This window comes from Thermogemmatispora carboxidivorans (assembly GCF_000702505.1).
In the GTDB taxonomy this organism is placed as follows: domain Bacteria; phylum Chloroflexota; class Ktedonobacteria; order Ktedonobacterales; family Ktedonobacteraceae; genus Thermogemmatispora; species Thermogemmatispora carboxidivorans.
Map to the genome: position 1 here is coordinate 764,909 of NZ_JNIM01000001.1, position 14,991 is coordinate 779,899.

Genomic DNA, 14,991 nt, shown 5'->3' on the forward strand with positions numbered 1-14,991 from the left:
AGAGGGCCGGCGCTATTGTCCAGTAGAGCAACGACTGTAGATTGAGAGTGAGAGAAGGAGCGATCAAGAGCATGGGACGTATCTGGAAGCTCGGTGATAATATCAATACCGATGTCATCATTCCGGGGCGTTACAATGTCACAACCGACCGTGCGCAGCTGGCGAAGTACTGCCTTTGCGAGATTCTACCGGAGTTTGCCCAGCAGGTGCGCCAGGGTGACATTATTATGGCCGGCCACAATTTTGGCTGTGGCTCCTCGCGCGAGCATGCCCCGGCGGCCATTCAGGCCAGTGGGGTCAAGGCGGTGATTGCCCGCAGCTTTGCGCGCATTTTCTACCGCAACGCCATTAACATCGGGCTGCCTGTCCTGATCTGCGAGGAGGCTGTACTCAATAGCGAGGATGGGCAAGAGGCCGAAGTTGAGCTAGAGCAGGGCCTGATTACCAACCTGACCACTGGCCAGCGTTTTCAGGCGCAGCCGCTGCCGCCTTTTATCGCGCGCATTGTGGAGGCCGGGGGCATCATTGAATACATCCGGCGTGAGGGCACGCTGCGATGAGCGCGGCCATCTTTCGGCGGGGGCTGGTCCCGGACGAGCCGGCGCTGATCTGTGTTGTGGCCGGAGACGATGCTGCGCCCGAGGTGGTCTGGCCCACAGTGGAGGTCTTGCGTCGCCTGGTGCCGGAGCTTCAGTTTGTCGAGGGCTGCAGCGGACGTGAAGCTGAGCGGCGCTATGGGGGGGCCTTTCCCCAAGAGACGCGGGAGCTGATCGATCGGGCGGTGTGTACGCTCTTTGGGGCCAGCGGCGGACCAAGCCGGCCTGTGCTCTGGTATCTGCGCTGGGGCAAGGATACGCGCGTCAACATCCGTCCGGTGCGCTGGCAGCCGGGCTATCGCAGTCCGATGCGCGAGCCGGAGCATTTCGATTTTCTCATTGTGCGCGACAATCTGGAGGGGATGTATCCGCCGCGCGAAGGAGACCTGGCCGAACTGGCGGCCCTGGCGAGTAGCTCCACCTGGTGGCTGCCGCCGCCGGTGGACCGTCAGGGGGCCTATGCGGTGCGCATCTGCACCGACGAGCAGATGGCCTATGTGGCGCGGGCGGCCTGTGAGCTGGCCCTGGAGCGCAAGGCTCAGGGCTATCCGGGACGGGTGACGCTCGGCGCCAAGTATTCGATTCAGCCACGCACCGATGGGCGCTTTCGCGAGATTGTGCGCGAGACGGTGCGTCGCTCTGGAGAGCTGGAGTATCAGGAGTTTCTCATCGATGATTTGGCGCGGCGCATGGTAGCAGTGCCTGAGAGCCTCGATGTGGTCGTGCTGTCGAATGAGCACGGCGATATTCTGGCCGATATGGCCGCTGGCTGCATTGGGGGTCTTGGTCTGGCGCCGAGTGGCTGCTATGGTCCCGCCTATGCCTATTTTGAGCCAGTGCATGGTTCCGCGCCGGATCTGGCTGGCAGGGGGGTGATTAACCCGACGGCCATGCTGCTCTCTGGGGCGATGTTGCTGGACTATCTTGGCTATGGGGAGCAGGCCCGGCGCTTGAGGGAGGCCGTTGCTGAGGTCTATCGGCGCGGGCAGGTGCTGCCTCCTGATCAGGGTGGCAGGGCGACCACCGAGGAATTCGTGGCGGCGGTGGAGCAGCTGCTCTAGAGACTGACGAGCGGACGATAGAAAGCTGGAGCGCGCCCGGCTGAGTCTGGCAGATGACGCAGGTTGCCAGCGGCTCAGGGGCGCGCTCTCTTTTTGCTTGCTGCGAGACAGTGGCGGGTGGGGAGTCATGTCAAGAAGCGCAAGGGGGTCAGTAGCCACTCGCTCAGGCGCACGTACCAGGGCCGCTGCTCCCAGTCTTCCAGGCGCAGCTCGAAGGCGTTGGTCTTGTCGTACTTGAAAAGGACCTCCATCTGACGGGCCAGGTCGCCGTTGTAGATCTCCACGTTGATCTCGTAGTTGCCGATGGAGCTGAGGCGATCGAGGTTGGCGGTGCCGATGGTTGACCATTCGCCGTCGATGGTGCAGGTTTTGGCGTGGAGCATGTGGCGGTAGCCGAAGATGCGGATGCCGGCCTTGAGGCACTCGCTGAAGTGGCTGCGCGAGAGCCAGTCGGCAATGATGTGGTTGGACATCCAGGGGACGAGAATCTCGACGTCAACACCACGCCGGGCGGCAGCCTTGAGGGCGTCGAGCAGAATGGAATCGGGAACAAAGTAAGCGTTAGTGAGGTAAATAAACTTCTGGGCGCGGTCGATGGCCTCGATGTACATGTCGCGGATGGGGAACATGAGGCGCATGGCGCTGGTGCCGCGCACGTTGATGAGCGGGTTGAAGCAGCGCGAGTGGCGCCTGGTGATGCGCTCATAGGCGGGTACGTGCTGGTTCCAGAAGTCGACGAAGGATTGGGCCAGATCGGCGGCGGCTGGCCCGCGGATGCGCAGGTGGGTGTCGCGCCAGCTGGTGGCGTAGGTTTCGCCGATGTTATAGCCACCGATGAAGCCGATCTGGCCGTCGACGACGAGCAGTTTGCGATGATCGAGGGCATAGCGTCGCGGGTCGAAAAGATGCCAGGGGTAGCGGAACGCCTGGTACTGGAGCACATGGATGGTGGGAGGGAAGATTTTGAATTTGCGCGGGACGACCAGGTTGGCGAACCAGTCGAAGATGACGTAGACGGCTATGCCTTCTTCAGCTTTGCGAATGAGATGTTCTTTGAAGGCGCGACCGACGCTATCGTCTTTCCAGATATATGATTCCAGATAAATGGTTTCTTGAGCGGAGTCGATGGCGGCGAGCATATCGTCGTAGAGGTCGCGCCCGTAGTCGTAGAGCTGCAGGTGATCCTGTCCAATGGTGACCTCAGCAAAGCGCGTGTGTGGGAAGCCGCCCTGGGGGAGATAGCGCTTGCGCTGACGAGAGATGACCTGCAGGATGATCAGGGTGATGGCCTGTGCGCTGAGGATGGCCCCCACGGTGCGTAGGAGCAGACGCTTCAGGGAGAAGTGGCGTGCGAGGGAGATGAGCAAGGCCATCGCTGTGCTTGCTGGGCTGCTGCGCTCTCGGTGCTCTCTATGCCTCATGTGATTTTCTCCGTTTGTTCTGTCTGTGAGGATGGCTGTTGTGTGTGCTCTTCTGGCTGGTTCATGGGCGGCCCGGTCCAGCCCGGCTGGTCCTGCGAGTGCCGATGGCGGTTGGCTGAGGCACCCCCGTTGTCCTCTGCTCTTCCCGGCTGCCTTGATATGATAGCGTACTTTGCCCCCCTCGGGGAAGGTGAGAATGGAGCAGGGGTGAAATTTCCCGACGGATTGCCTCTCTTATGAGAGATAGCCCCTTTTACTCTCTGGCCATAACTCGCTCATGCTTCTGCATAGGTATTGCTGGTCACTTGTGTAACTATAGATTGCCAGAGTGCCATATCTAAGGTATATTTACATATCATGGAGATTGAAAAATTGGGGAGATTTTTTAGTAAAAAGTAATCCTATTAAGGATAACGCAGTTGCTTGACAGGTTTTATCAATGAAATTCATAAAAATTTGTGAAGAAAATCATATGCCCCTTTAGGGGAGGAGAGCTATAACTATGCTATATTCCTATTGCCTGCCGGCTGAACCTGCTGAGCCAATTATAGGCACCAGAAGGAGGTAGTGCAGCTGTGGTCTATGCGCTGGTAGCGCTCGACACCGATCGTATCAAAAACTACGTCTTCAGCACCGATCGCCTGAGAGAGATCCGGGGTGCCAGCTCCATCCTCGACCGACTCAACCGTGAGGTTATGGGGGCCATCGCCAGGGATCTCGATCCCAACGCGCGAGTGATCTATGCTAATGGCGGCTCGGGCCTCTTCTTGCTGGCAGAGGAGAAAGCCGAAGAGTTCGTGAGACGAATCCAGGCCAGGTACCGCGAAGAAACCCAGGGTGGGGCTACTATCACGGGCGCTGTGCAACGGCTGCCGGCGGAGCTGGCTGGGCATGATCTCCGGCAGGCTGATCTGCACCAGCAGCTTGATCTGCTGCGCTACGAGCTGCGCCGCGCCAAGGAGTGCCCACCCGCCATCGTGGCCCGGCCATCCCATCCACTGCTCCGGCTCTGCGACTCCTGCGGCCTTGAATATGCTGCTGGGCAAAGTCCCTGGAGAGAGCCGCGGGAAGAAGAGCAGCGTTACTGCCCTGTCTGCCTTCAGAAGAGAAGAGAGGATGCCCAGATCAAGAAAAGTATCGAGAGCATGGCGGCCAGACCCCAGGAAGTGAGGCCGGGCTCTGGCGAGGAGGAGAAGCGAGCGGTACTCTGGGCCAACCTGATTCATCGATTAAATAGAATAGCGCCTGATTACTTTCTGGAAGATGGCAAGCCAATCGTACCCAAGCGCCCGCGTGATATCGATACCTTGCGCGCCGTTGCCGGCAGCGGTCGAGATAGTGTCAGAGATTATCTTGCTCTGATCTACGCCGATGGCAACGGGATGGGCAGCAGGATTGAAAAGCTCTCGACCCTCAAACAAATCGAAGAATTCGCCAGCGATATCGACGATGCCATCTGCGAGGCCCTGGCGAGCGCGGTCGCCGAACACCTCAAGCCGGTCCCTGTGAAGGGCCTGTTGGATGAGGAGGACAACGAGGAGGAGAATGATCAGGCAAGACAAGAAGCTCAGCCACAGGGCGACTATTTCTTCCCCTTTGATGTGCTCTTGCTTGGCGGCGACGACCTGATGCTGCTGACCAGCGGTGATCGTGCCCTTAGCGTGGCCCTGGAGGTGGCCCGTGTCTTCCGTGAAAAGGCAGGTAAGCAGCAGGGCACACTCTCAGTGGGGGTAGTTTTTGCCCCGTTGAAGTATCCTTTCGGCCTGATGCACGATCTGGCGGAGAATGCGCTCAGGTTCGCTAAGAAGCAGGCCCGGATGGACCAGTGGCGTGACGCCGGAGATGGCGACGACACACGCGTCAATTTCCTGGTTGTAGCTGGTGCTGGCACTCACGAATTTGACTATCTCTACAAGACCGTCTACTGCAAGCGTGAGGCCGACACTGAATTCCGTGCCACGCTGCGCCCCTATCGGCTCCCCGTGCTGGAGAATCTGCTACAAGCCATTCGCGAGGCGAAGCGCCTGGGTTTTCCGCGCTCCAAGTTGCATCAGCTACGCGAGGCCGTGCTCAAAATGAACCGGACCAGCACCGTTCTCGATGCCCTGGCGGCCTTGCAGGGCTGCCGCGACAGAGAGCGTGAGTTTCTGCTGAGATGGCTCTATGAGTTCAGTCAGCGCTATCTCCTTTCGGGGAACCAGTCAGAGACGAACTCTGGCAATATCCAGGGTTTCCCACATGTCATTTTCCCCTGGTCGCGGCTTCAAGACCAGGGTCAGTCGGGGCGAGAGATCTACCTGACGCCGCTGCTCGACCTGGTCGAACTCTACGATTTTGTGGCAGCAGAGGAGGGCGAGCGTGAAAGCGAGGACTGACCGTCTGTCGATCGATTACAGACTAACCTTCCTTACCCCTTTCCACTTCGGGACCGGCTTCCGTCAGGGGTTGGTCGATCGCACGGTCGCGCGCGATCGGCAGGGCTGGCTCTACGTGCCCGGCGCCACCTTCAAAGGGGTCGTCCGTGAATACTGTGAACGGCTGGCCCGCACTTATGAGGAGCTGGCTGAAATGTACCATCTCATGGCTACCCCGCACGATGATGAGCTGGCCCTGCGCGGCCTCGGGTCACGTGTCAGCATGATCACACGTATCTTCGGCTCGCAGATGCTGCCCGGAACGCTCTTCTTCGACAACGCTCGCCTCTCGGCAGCCTCAGAGGCGGCTTCGACTACAGGGACAGCATCCACGGCGGAAGGACGGCAAGAAGCTCCCGAAGCCCTGATAACTCCCTATACGCAGGTACGCCTGCGGCGCCTCACGCGCACGGCGGTCCCTGGTGCCCTCTATACCAGCGAGTTTGGGCGGCGCCATCTAACTTTCTCCGGGACCATTCGCGGCTGGCTAACCTGCCTGCCTCTTGATGAGGAGCCGCGTAGCCCGACGTACTCGCTGCTGCTCTTGCTCGCGGGCCTGCACCTGGTCGAGCAGCTCGGAGCCAACAAGTCAACGGGAAAGGGGCGTTGTCGCTGCGACGTGCTGCGACTGGAAATCAACGGTGAGGAGTATTCTCCCGAAGAATGGCGCGGCTGGCTGGCGCGTCTCGACGAGCTGATGTACTATTCGACGGCGCAGGAGGATGAAGAATGAAAGCTTTCGCCCTGCTGCTGCAAGCCCGCGCACCGCTGGCCATTCGCGCTGATCATGCCCCCTCTGGCTTTGGGTGCCTGGACTACCTGCCTGGCACCAGTCTGGCCGGTAGCCTGGCTGGTCTGCACCGTCTGCTCTATCCGACCCAGCGTGACGAATTCAGTCGCCTCTTTCTCAGCGGGCGCGTACAATTTCCTGACCTGTTGCTCGCTCCTCTGGTCTCGCATGGGGAGAAGAAAAATAAGGCTCAGCAAGAGATAGCCCTCAGCCCTGTCCATCCGCTGCCGCGCACGGCCCAAAGCTGCAAGCGCCACCCAGGCTTTAAGAGCGCTAGCGGTCAGGAAGCGGACGAGAACGGGCACGGCGTGCGTGATACGCTCTTTGCCTGGGCCGCCTTTGCTCTGCAGCCCAGCGACGAGCCGCAAGCGATCAAGGCGCTTAAAAACCTGCACTCCTGTCCCATTGAGGAGTGCAGTGCCTCGATGCAGAGCATTACCGGTTGTTATGCGCGACACAACGGGACCTTTCATCTGGCCGATTATCGTGGACGACGACACCTACAAACTCATACCGGTATCGACCGCTTGCGAGGAACTGTACAGGAAGAGATCCTTTACAACCGCGAGGTTCTGGACGAGGGAACCTGCTTCTGGGGACTGGTGAAAGCCTCCGACGAAGAGGCCCCTTTGCTCCAGCGCTTTATCGAGGAGGCAGGCCATTCGGGTCTGGTGCGCATTGGAACGGGGCGCACACGCGGCCTCGGCGCAGTTGAGCTGACGCTGACTCCTCTGCAAGATGCAGCGACCTCTTTGGCTCGTTTCCGTGAGCGCCTGCTGACCTTCGATCGCAGACTGAAGGATTACCTGGCCAGTCATGAGCTATGCAACGACCAGAAGCCTTTCTACTTTGCCCTTACGCTCTATTCGCCGACCATCCTCTGCGATGAGTTCCTGCGCTATCGCGGGCGCATCGATGAGACCGCTCTGGCGGAGCTGCTCGGCCCGCCTTTCACCAGCGATGATCTGCGCTGTCTGCACACGGCGGCAGCGCTGCGTCGGGTAACCGGCTGGAACGACCTATGGGGGCTACCGCGTCCGGCGGAGTACGCCATTGAACGCGGCTCGGTCTTCCTCTTCGCTTACTGGGAGCGCAGCGGCGCTGGCCTTGATCGGCTGATTGAAGCCCTCTTCCGCCTGGAAGAGGAGGGCATCGGTCGCCGTCGCAACGAGGGTTTCGGTCGGGTGTGCGTGTCTGATCCTTTCCATTTTGAGGTGTTGTGGTCATGAGCACAAAGGTCAAGGCGATCCCTGAGATTCAGATTGTGATTGCCGTGAGCAAGGAAGCAGATAGACCGGACTTCTATGAGCTGGCCGAGCGTCTTGGATACCATGCGGCGGTCGCTTTGAAAAAGGAACACCGCTCGCAGATGACTGGGCTGGAGGCTATCGTCAATGGAACGCTCAAGCGCAGCGATGTCCTGGACTATGTCAAGAAGCAAATCGCCCGTTTTGACTATTGGTGCTTGCCTCTCAAGGACGATAAGGCTGATCCTCAAACAGGTTTCGGCGAGCGTTTGCTGCGCGTTCTGGAGCAGGATCTGGCCGCGCGTACTGATAAAGTCTGCCAGGAGCTGGGCATCGGCGAGAAAACTGAGGAGGACCGCCAACTCCGTCGACGTGTCCATCTCTCCTTGATGCGCCAGTTTATCCGCTCGATGGTGGCCCACTATGAGTTTCGCTCTGCAATGGAGGGCCGCAAGGAGCTAAAGACCTTTACGGAGCGAAGGAGGTAGCGCCCATGCTCTCAGAGGAACAGATTAACAGGATTGCCCTACTGAGCGACGAGGTGCTTTATCCAGAAGCGGTGGACTTCATACGTCAGCTGCTGGACGAGGAGGACTGCGAGCCCCTGCCCAATAGCCAGATCAATGGCCTGCATGCCATCTCACTGGCTCTCAACTACCAGGCGCTGCGCGACTTCGTCACCCATCAGACCGAGCGTAACTGGCATCAAGATAAAAGGAATACAGAAACATTCTATAAAAAGCTAAAAGAATATATGGAGTTCATGAAGAAAAAACGTCTGAAAAACGATTTCCATCTGCTCAGTGATCAGGGGGGGCCGCAGGCGGTGCGCACTCAGACTGAGGAGCTGATGGCGCAGTTGATGGCCGAATTCATCCAGCATCTGGCAGCAGAAAACAGTCGCTTGCTAGGGGAGCAAGCGCAGAAGAGAAAGAAGAAAGAAGAATTCTCCAGGAGAGAGCGATAATGGCAGTTGATCAGAAGCTCTATGAGAATGATCCCGTACGCCGGCTGCGCCTGCGCAACCGCTATCTCTTCAAAGGGCGGCTTGTCATGGAGACGGCGCTCCACATCGGCGGTGGCAAGCTCACCCTGAGCAGCAGCAGAAGCCCGATTGTCCTGACGGCCGAGAACATCCCTTTCATTCCGGGTTCGAGCTTTAAAGGGGCCTTGCGCAGCACAGTTGAGAAGCTGGTGGCCGCTCTCGCCGATCTTTCTCAGCCGCGCCTGCGCACCTGCGGCCTCATTGAGAGGGAACAAGAAGAGCTAGAAGAGATCCAGCGAGGGGGAGGAAGCCTTGATAACATCTGCCCGACTGCGCGCCAGCGCACCATAGCTGAGGAGAGGCGTCGGCGGGGCGAGCTGGATCTGCTCCCTATTCTAGAGCAGCTTTGTCACACCTGTCGACTCTTTGGCTCACCGTTCTCTGCTTCGCGGGTCAATGTCAACGACCTCTACATTCCCGAGGAGGAATGGAACGGCATCATTCAGCTGCGCGACGGTGTGGCCATCGAGCGCGACAGCGAGCGCGCCAAGGAGGGCCTCAAGTACGACTACGAGGTCGTGCCGGCCAGCACTGCCTTTGACCTGGAGATCACTCTGGAGAACGCCAGCAGGGAAGATCTCTGGCTGCTCAGCCTGGGACTCAGCGAGTTCGTCAACGGCTTCGGATCGATCGGCGGCAAGCGTTCGCGCGGCCTGGGGGCCTGCCGTCTGCGCGACCTGCGCGTCTACATCCTGGAACTGGAAGGCGAAGAGGACGCCGACGGTAAGAGTGGAGGGCTACGCCCCGAGGAGCGCGCCCGGCGTCTGCAGCGTTACCTGCTTGGGCGCAGTCCCGAAGAGAAATTTCACCGCGTCGAAGACGGTGAGGGCTTCCTGGCGAAGCAGATTGAGTTGCTGTTTAAGGCCAAATAGCGAACGAGACGGGAGGGATTGTCACCGATGCTTAAACAACTCCTCAATGAAGCCCGCTTGCGCCTGCGCATCACCACCACCGGCCCACTGCTTGTCAAATCGGGCCTGTCTACGGTCGGCGGGCCGGACATGACGCCAGTGCTGACCTTTCGCAACGGACGTCAGGAGCCGTTCCTGCCCGGCAGTTCGCTCAAAGGGGTCTTTCGCAGCCACGTGGAGAAGATTATTGCCAGCCTGAGACCGCGTGTGGTTTGCTATCCCTTCGCTGGCAGCGAGGGGCAGGAGGCCGATCTTGAGGAGCGCCGCCGCACCTATCGCGACTCCTGTGGCGGGCGCTTCACTAGCGAGGCCAAGGACAATGATCAGCGTCGCCACTATCTCGAAGCCCATACTGATGAGGTCTATGCATGTTCCTGCCCGGTTTGTCGCCTCTTCGGTTCAACCTGGTTTATCGGGCGCCTGGCCATCGGCGATGCCTATCTCGTTTCGGCCCCTGTCCGCGAGCTGCGCGACGGTGTGGGTATCGATCGCCTGACCGGCGGCGCCGCCCACAGGGCCAAATTTGAGCTGGAGGTCATCAGCGCAGGGGTCACCTTTGAATGCGCGATTCACCTGCGGAACTTCGAGATCTGGCAGCTTGGTATGCTCTTCGTGGTTCTGCAAGACCTGGAGGATGGATTGATTCACATTGGCTCAGGGCGCTCGCGTGGCCTGGGCTGGGTCAAAGGAGCGATCAGCGAGGAGGAGCATGAGAGCTGGCCCGGCGGCTTTGTCACGGCCACCATCCGCGGCAGCGACGCGCGCGAGCCGGTCAGCGAGCTGTGGGGACTGGGGCGCTGGCTGAATGAGAGGCCTGCTGTCAGGGAGACGGGCTTAGGTCGCTACGGGACCTGGTATGACGATCTGGTCAAGCTGCCTGCTGGCATTGAGCGACGCCCGCGCGGCATTCGCCACCTGCGTGTCTTCACCAATGAGGCCCTGGCGCAACTCCGCGAGGAGGCCATTGGGCACTTTATTCGCCGCATCCAGGAATGGCCAGAGGAGTCAGCAGTGCTGGCTGCCCTGGCAGCAGGAGGACGCGTATGAGCAAAACAGCATCTCCTGCATGTGACGCGCAGTCTGGTGAGGTTGTCTCCAGCGCATCTGTGACGCGCGCTGTCCTTGAACAGCTTGTGAAGCCTTTTCCTTCAGGGGCCTTCTTTCTCGGCGAGCATTTACCCAGCAGGGTTGTGGATGATAACCGGCAAATGCGGCGCCTGCTGGTGCGCTTCGCCCGGCTGAGCGAAGTGCAACAAATGGCGCAGGACCCTCTGCCGTGGACTGCTTATAGCTGGGGACGGGTCTTCTGCGAAGAGGGGGAATTGCGCTGGGATGGCAGCGAGGGAGAGCTGCGCGTGGTCTACCTGGGACAGGCGCACTTGCTGGCCGAACATCTGCGGGCCAGCTCGCGCCCGGTGGAAGGTCTCAAGCGTCGCTCGACGCAATACTATCTTTTCGGAGAGCGCCCCCGTCGCGTGAAGCCGCAAGAGGTAGGAGTAGCACCTGAAGAGGAGCCGCGCCTCTTTCTCACCACGCGCATTCCTCGGCCCTTGTTCTATCCTGTCGAGCTGCTGTCGACGACGAAGCGAGTAACGCTGAAAATCTACTGCTACTGCGATCCTGCAGATGGGGCGACGGTCTACTTTCGCTTTGCTGGCCTGGAACTGGAAGCCGAGCCAGTGCCCACAAAGACCAGAGGAGGTCGCTCATGAACCCGTATGATTTCGCGCGCATTGATTGGAGCCGTCCCCCGGAGCGGCGTAAGCCCGTCTGGCATCACCGCCTCTTTGGCGTGGGCCTGCCACGCCTCTACAGCGGCAGGCTGGAGCTGCGCCTGACGGCACGTACTCCCATTTTTATCCCGGCCTACTCGCTGGCGGCTGCCGGCAAAGCGATCAGAGATCCGCGTAAGCCAGAACCTTTTATCCAGGATGGAGCTGGCCACTATATCATTCCCGGCACCTCGCTCAAGGGCCTGCTGCGCAGCCTGGTCGAAACCCTGGGCAACGGCTGCCTGACGCTCTTCGATGGTAACTATGAGCAGGAAAAAACAGGCGAGCGGGGTCGCTATAAGGCGGTGTATAAGGATAAAGTCAAGCCTGAATTCTTGCACTGCCAGGACGATACCCATCTGTGCATCGCCTGCCGGATCTTTGGCTCGCTCAAAGAGCACAAGCGGGAAAGCATCTTCATGGGCAAAGTGAATATCGGCGATGCCCAGGTCGACCCGGAAACGGTGGCTCTCTACGGGCCAATGTATACCAAGCCCCTGGTTGAGCCGAAGCCGCATCATCGCGCCTTCTATCTCGACGAGCAAGAGCGCTACATCGCCGGGCGTAAGTTCTACTTCCACCATGATCCTACCAGGAAGCCTTTGCAGGCGGGCGACTATGTCTACTTCACGCGCGCGCAGCCGGCCAACCGCTACATTCACCCGCTGGGCAACGACACCGTCTTTTACGCCCGCCTCGACTTTACCAATCTGGAGCGTGATGAGCTGGGTGCGCTGCTGCTGGCCATTGTGCTCGAAGAGGGCATGTGTCACAAGATCGGCTACGCCAAGCCGCTGGGCCTTGGCTCGATTGCTCTGGAGCCGCTGCGTCTGGAGTTGATCGACTATGCACGGCGCTACAGTTTCAGTGCGCGTGGTCAGGACGGCAGAGAGCAACTGCAGGGCGAGGCCCTGGCGCAGTTTATCGACGAGCTGGTAGAAGAGTTCAAACGCGAGCACTTGCAGCGGCTGGCGATGGAGGATCTGCGCCGTATCTGGCGCTGGCCGCCCGATCCCAATGTCAAATACTACTATCCTGACAAAGCTGGGTGGTTCGATCAGCCCGAGAATGCCCGCAAGCGCATCGCTGAGACGCGCGATTCTGCCTAGTAGAAAGGGGATCTTCGTATGGAAGCGAGCCAATCAACAGCTCGTGAAATTCTTTGCTTGTATGCTATTGAGGATAAGCGTGGTTTTGAGGAACTAAGCAAACACTTATATAATCTTAATGGGATAAGGGATATTCAAAATACTCCACCAGGTAAACCACCGAAGCAGGAGCAGAGCAAGCTGATCAATCAGGCGAAGCTGATCATCATGCTTATCAGCCCTGATCTCTTGTCTTCGCTGAGAGAAGAGGCCAGCACGGCTTTGAAGCAGGCAAAGGAGGGAAATGCTGAGCTTATTCCAATCTTGTACAAGACCGTGGATCTCGGAGGCACTGACCTGGCCGAGCTGCAACTCTTGCCGCGCAATGGGGAGGCCCTCGCCCAGCGAGAGGGAGATAATCGCAATAAAGCATGGAAAGAAATAGCTCAGGAGATTCGGAAGATCTGGGAAGCCCTCGACGCGGGCTCTGGAACAGAGGAGAAAGAGAAGACGACGGTGAATGCTGGCCAATCCGATGCCCATCGATCCCAGCAGCAGGAACAGGACCCAACCAGACCGGCCACCGTTTTCATCAGCTCTGCTGGCGATGCTGGAAAAAACCGCGAACAGCTAGAACTCATGCTACGCCTGCGCGGCCTCAAGCTCTGGCACCGTGACAGCGAGGATCTGCCCTTTCTCGGCATCCGTGAAAAAGCCACAGAGCGGGCCGTGAGCGAGTTAGCCGATGCCTACCTGCTCTATCTTACACCCGAGGCCCTCAAGAAGCCGCAGCTCTGGCCGTCCGAGGCACGCGCCGCCCTGCAACGCCAGGAAAGCGAGCCGGAATTTCCTATAGTTTTGATCCTGCAGGGGGTCAGCCGGAAGAGAGTACAGAGCGCCCTGGCAAAGATCGATCTCGAGAAGTTGACCAGTTTTATTGGCAGCGAGCTTGAGCCGGAGGTGAGCCAGCAGGAGGTGGTGAGCGGCAAGCTGCGCTCGCTTGCGCGCAAGATCCTGCGCGAAGCCTTTCGTCAGCGCCGCGTGAGAGCTGGGGAGAACCATGAAATCTGGATTGGGTTACGCACCTTTGTTTTTGGAGAAGGTAGCCCCAGGCTTGATCTGTCGGTTGATGCCAGAAAGCTTTTCCTTGAAGATGAGAATAGGAATGTGCGACGTGTCACTCCAGTCGCTGAATGGCGGAACCTCATTGTTCCCGCTCTGGAGGATATTGAAGGTCTTCTCGCGGTCTTGGGCTTAGACTCTAGAGGGAGTCTAAAAGTCCCAATTAAAGCAGCCCTCTCGCTGGACTATCTGTTTGGCTTTATCTTCCGCAGCGTGAGACTGGAAGTACGTGATGAAAAGGAAGGACAGTATTGGGATAGCAAAGGGCCGCAAGACGATAGTACCCCTCTTAAATATGATGAGAGTATCCAGGAGGGAGATCCCCGGACAGCGATAGTGGCTATTTCTATATCGAACAACATTGAAAATGATTTGAATCTATATATGCAACGAGCGGAGAATAGAATTAACTATAGCCGCTTCATCCATTATTGGATGCCGGAAGGAGTAGACCACACCCGAGGAGTAAGGGACGGTAGCCATGCCCTGGCCATCGCGCGCCAGATTGGGCGTGACCTGCGTCGCCTGCGCAGCCAGGGTATTACCCATATCCATCTCTTCTCATCGCTGCCTGCGGGGCTGGCGGTCCTGATCGGCCAACAATTTAACGCGAATGTCTTCGGACCCATTTCCCTATACGATTTCTTCGGGGATCAGTACCATTATGTCTTTACCCTCAACCAGCAAGAAGAGCGACTGTAGAGGTGACAGTAGTAGCAAGACTGTGCCTCTAGCTTGCAGCTGTGCCGAGCAGTAGAAGAGCGAGCGCTTGTTAAGGACAGCTCTTCTACTGCTGCTGTTGCTGAGCCTGCTATGGATGACCAGTCAGGCACTCCTGACCTTGTATGCAGCTAGCGGCGTGTGCGTGTATGGCGGCGGCGGCGGCGACGAGCCACGGCGGCCTTACGCTTGCGGCGGTCGCTACGGCTCTCGTAATGTTTGCGGCGGCGCACCTCGGCCAGAATGCCAGCGTTCAAGACTTTGCGATTAAAGCGCTTAAGGGCGACCTCGAAGGACTCGTCAGGGTTCAGGCGAACTTCGCTCATCTCGGCCCGCCTTACCAGCGCGCGCGGCGGCCCTGGCCGCGCCCGTACGACTCCTGGGGACGATAGCAATCGCTGCAATAAACGGGGCGATCATCGCGGGGCAAGAACGGCACCTGGGCCTCGTTACCGCAGCTAGCGCAGGTCACCGTATACATCTGGCGCTCCTCGCGCCCGTAGCCACGGCCACGGCGCCCGCCACTCGCCTTGCGCGCCGCCCGGCAGCTGGGGCAGCGACTGGGTGTATTGGTCAAGCCGCGGCTGGCAAAAAACTCTTGCTCTCCAACGGTAAAGGTGAATTCCTGGCCACACTCGCGGCAGACCAGGATTTGGTCCTGTCCAGGGTTTATCATGTAGATAGTCTCCTTACGCGCATTTCTCCGCGGAGGGAAATGCATTGGGACTCGTCTGACAGCGCTCTTAATCTGCAAGCTACCAGACGGCAAAAGGCTGATAGGCGCGGGAGCGTGCGACCTGAGCC

General features: G+C 59.0%; 15 protein-coding genes. 12 read left to right on the forward strand and 3 right to left on the reverse strand.

What is annotated here, in order from left to right; translation table 11 throughout:
* Positions 1-62: 62 nt before the first annotated feature.
* Positions 63-560, forward strand: a complete 498-nt coding sequence (locus tag N688_RS02935) for a 3-isopropylmalate dehydratase small subunit (RefSeq protein WP_081839147.1) — start codon at positions 63-65, stop codon at positions 558-560.
* Positions 557-1,657, forward strand: a complete 1,101-nt coding sequence (locus N688_RS02940; protein ID WP_052887891.1) for an isocitrate/isopropylmalate family dehydrogenase — start codon at positions 557-559, stop codon at positions 1,655-1,657. Before N688_RS02935 ends, N688_RS02940 begins: the two co-directional genes overlap by 4 nt.
* A gap of 125 nt (positions 1,658-1,782) precedes the next feature.
* On the opposite strand, the gene N688_RS02945 is transcribed toward N688_RS02940, so the two are convergent.
* Positions 1,783-3,078, reverse strand: a complete 1,296-nt coding sequence (locus N688_RS02945) for a phospholipase D-like domain-containing protein (protein WP_202901823.1) — start codon at positions 3,076-3,078, stop codon at positions 1,783-1,785.
* A gap of 575 nt (positions 3,079-3,653) precedes the next feature.
* Here N688_RS02945 and N688_RS02950 point away from each other — a divergent pair.
* Genes N688_RS02950 through N688_RS02995 form a run of 10 tightly spaced genes read left to right on the forward strand, consistent with a single transcriptional unit; the run spans position 3,654 to position 14,169 of the window.
* On the forward strand, positions 3,654-5,453 hold the full coding sequence (locus N688_RS02950) for a Cas10/Cmr2 second palm domain-containing protein (protein WP_052887893.1): 1,800 nt from the start codon (positions 3,654-3,656) through the stop codon (positions 5,451-5,453).
* Positions 5,437-6,225, forward strand: coding sequence for an RAMP superfamily CRISPR-associated protein (locus tag N688_RS02955; protein ID WP_052887894.1), 789 nt, complete (start codon positions 5,437-5,439; stop codon positions 6,223-6,225). The genes N688_RS02950 and N688_RS02955 overlap by 17 nt, the downstream gene beginning before the upstream one ends.
* On the forward strand, positions 6,222-7,511 hold the full coding sequence (locus tag N688_RS02960; RefSeq protein WP_052887895.1) for an RAMP superfamily CRISPR-associated protein: 1,290 nt from the start codon (positions 6,222-6,224) through the stop codon (positions 7,509-7,511). The genes N688_RS02955 and N688_RS02960 overlap by 4 nt, the downstream gene beginning before the upstream one ends.
* The gene (locus N688_RS02965; protein ID WP_052887896.1) at positions 7,508-8,017 is read left to right on the forward strand and encodes a hypothetical protein; all 510 of its coding nucleotides are present in this window, start codon (positions 7,508-7,510) and stop codon (positions 8,015-8,017) included. Before N688_RS02960 ends, N688_RS02965 begins: the two co-directional genes overlap by 4 nt.
* Before the next feature lie 5 nt (positions 8,018-8,022).
* On the forward strand, positions 8,023-8,496 hold the full coding sequence (locus tag N688_RS02970) for a hypothetical protein (RefSeq protein WP_052887897.1): 474 nt from the start codon (positions 8,023-8,025) through the stop codon (positions 8,494-8,496).
* Positions 8,496-9,446, forward strand: a complete 951-nt coding sequence (gene csx7 / locus N688_RS02975; RefSeq protein WP_052887898.1) for a type III CRISPR-associated RAMP protein Csx7 — start codon at positions 8,496-8,498, stop codon at positions 9,444-9,446. Before N688_RS02970 ends, csx7 (N688_RS02975) begins: the two co-directional genes overlap by 1 nt.
* A gap of 27 nt (positions 9,447-9,473) precedes the next feature.
* The gene (gene csx7, locus N688_RS02980) at positions 9,474-10,532 is read left to right on the forward strand and encodes a type III CRISPR-associated RAMP protein Csx7 (protein WP_052887899.1); all 1,059 of its coding nucleotides are present in this window, start codon (positions 9,474-9,476) and stop codon (positions 10,530-10,532) included.
* Complete coding sequence (gene csx19, locus N688_RS02985; RefSeq protein WP_052887900.1) at positions 10,529-11,197, forward strand: type III-D CRISPR-associated protein Csx19; 669 nt, start codon at positions 10,529-10,531, stop codon at positions 11,195-11,197. The genes csx7 (N688_RS02980) and csx19 overlap by 4 nt, the downstream gene beginning before the upstream one ends.
* Positions 11,194-12,366 (forward strand): RAMP superfamily CRISPR-associated protein, encoded by a 1,173-nt coding sequence (locus N688_RS02990; RefSeq protein WP_052887901.1) that lies wholly within the window; start codon positions 11,194-11,196, stop codon positions 12,364-12,366. The genes csx19 and N688_RS02990 overlap by 4 nt, the downstream gene beginning before the upstream one ends.
* 18 nt (positions 12,367-12,384) lie before the next feature.
* On the forward strand, positions 12,385-14,169 hold the full coding sequence (locus tag N688_RS02995; RefSeq protein ID WP_052887902.1) for an SAVED domain-containing protein: 1,785 nt from the start codon (positions 12,385-12,387) through the stop codon (positions 14,167-14,169).
* Positions 14,170-14,318: 149 nt separating this feature from the next.
* Here N688_RS02995 and rpsU read toward each other — a convergent pair whose 3' ends face one another.
* Both rpsU and N688_RS03005 read right to left on the reverse strand, forming a co-directional pair.
* Entirely contained in the window at positions 14,319-14,513 is a 195-nt protein-coding gene (gene rpsU / locus N688_RS03000) for a 30S ribosomal protein S21 (protein WP_052887903.1), read from the reverse strand.
* An 11-nt stretch (positions 14,514-14,524) separates the two neighbouring features.
* Positions 14,525-14,863, reverse strand: a complete 339-nt coding sequence (locus N688_RS03005; RefSeq protein ID WP_052887904.1) for a zinc-ribbon domain containing protein — start codon at positions 14,861-14,863, stop codon at positions 14,525-14,527.
* Positions 14,864-14,991 lie beyond the last annotated feature (128 nt).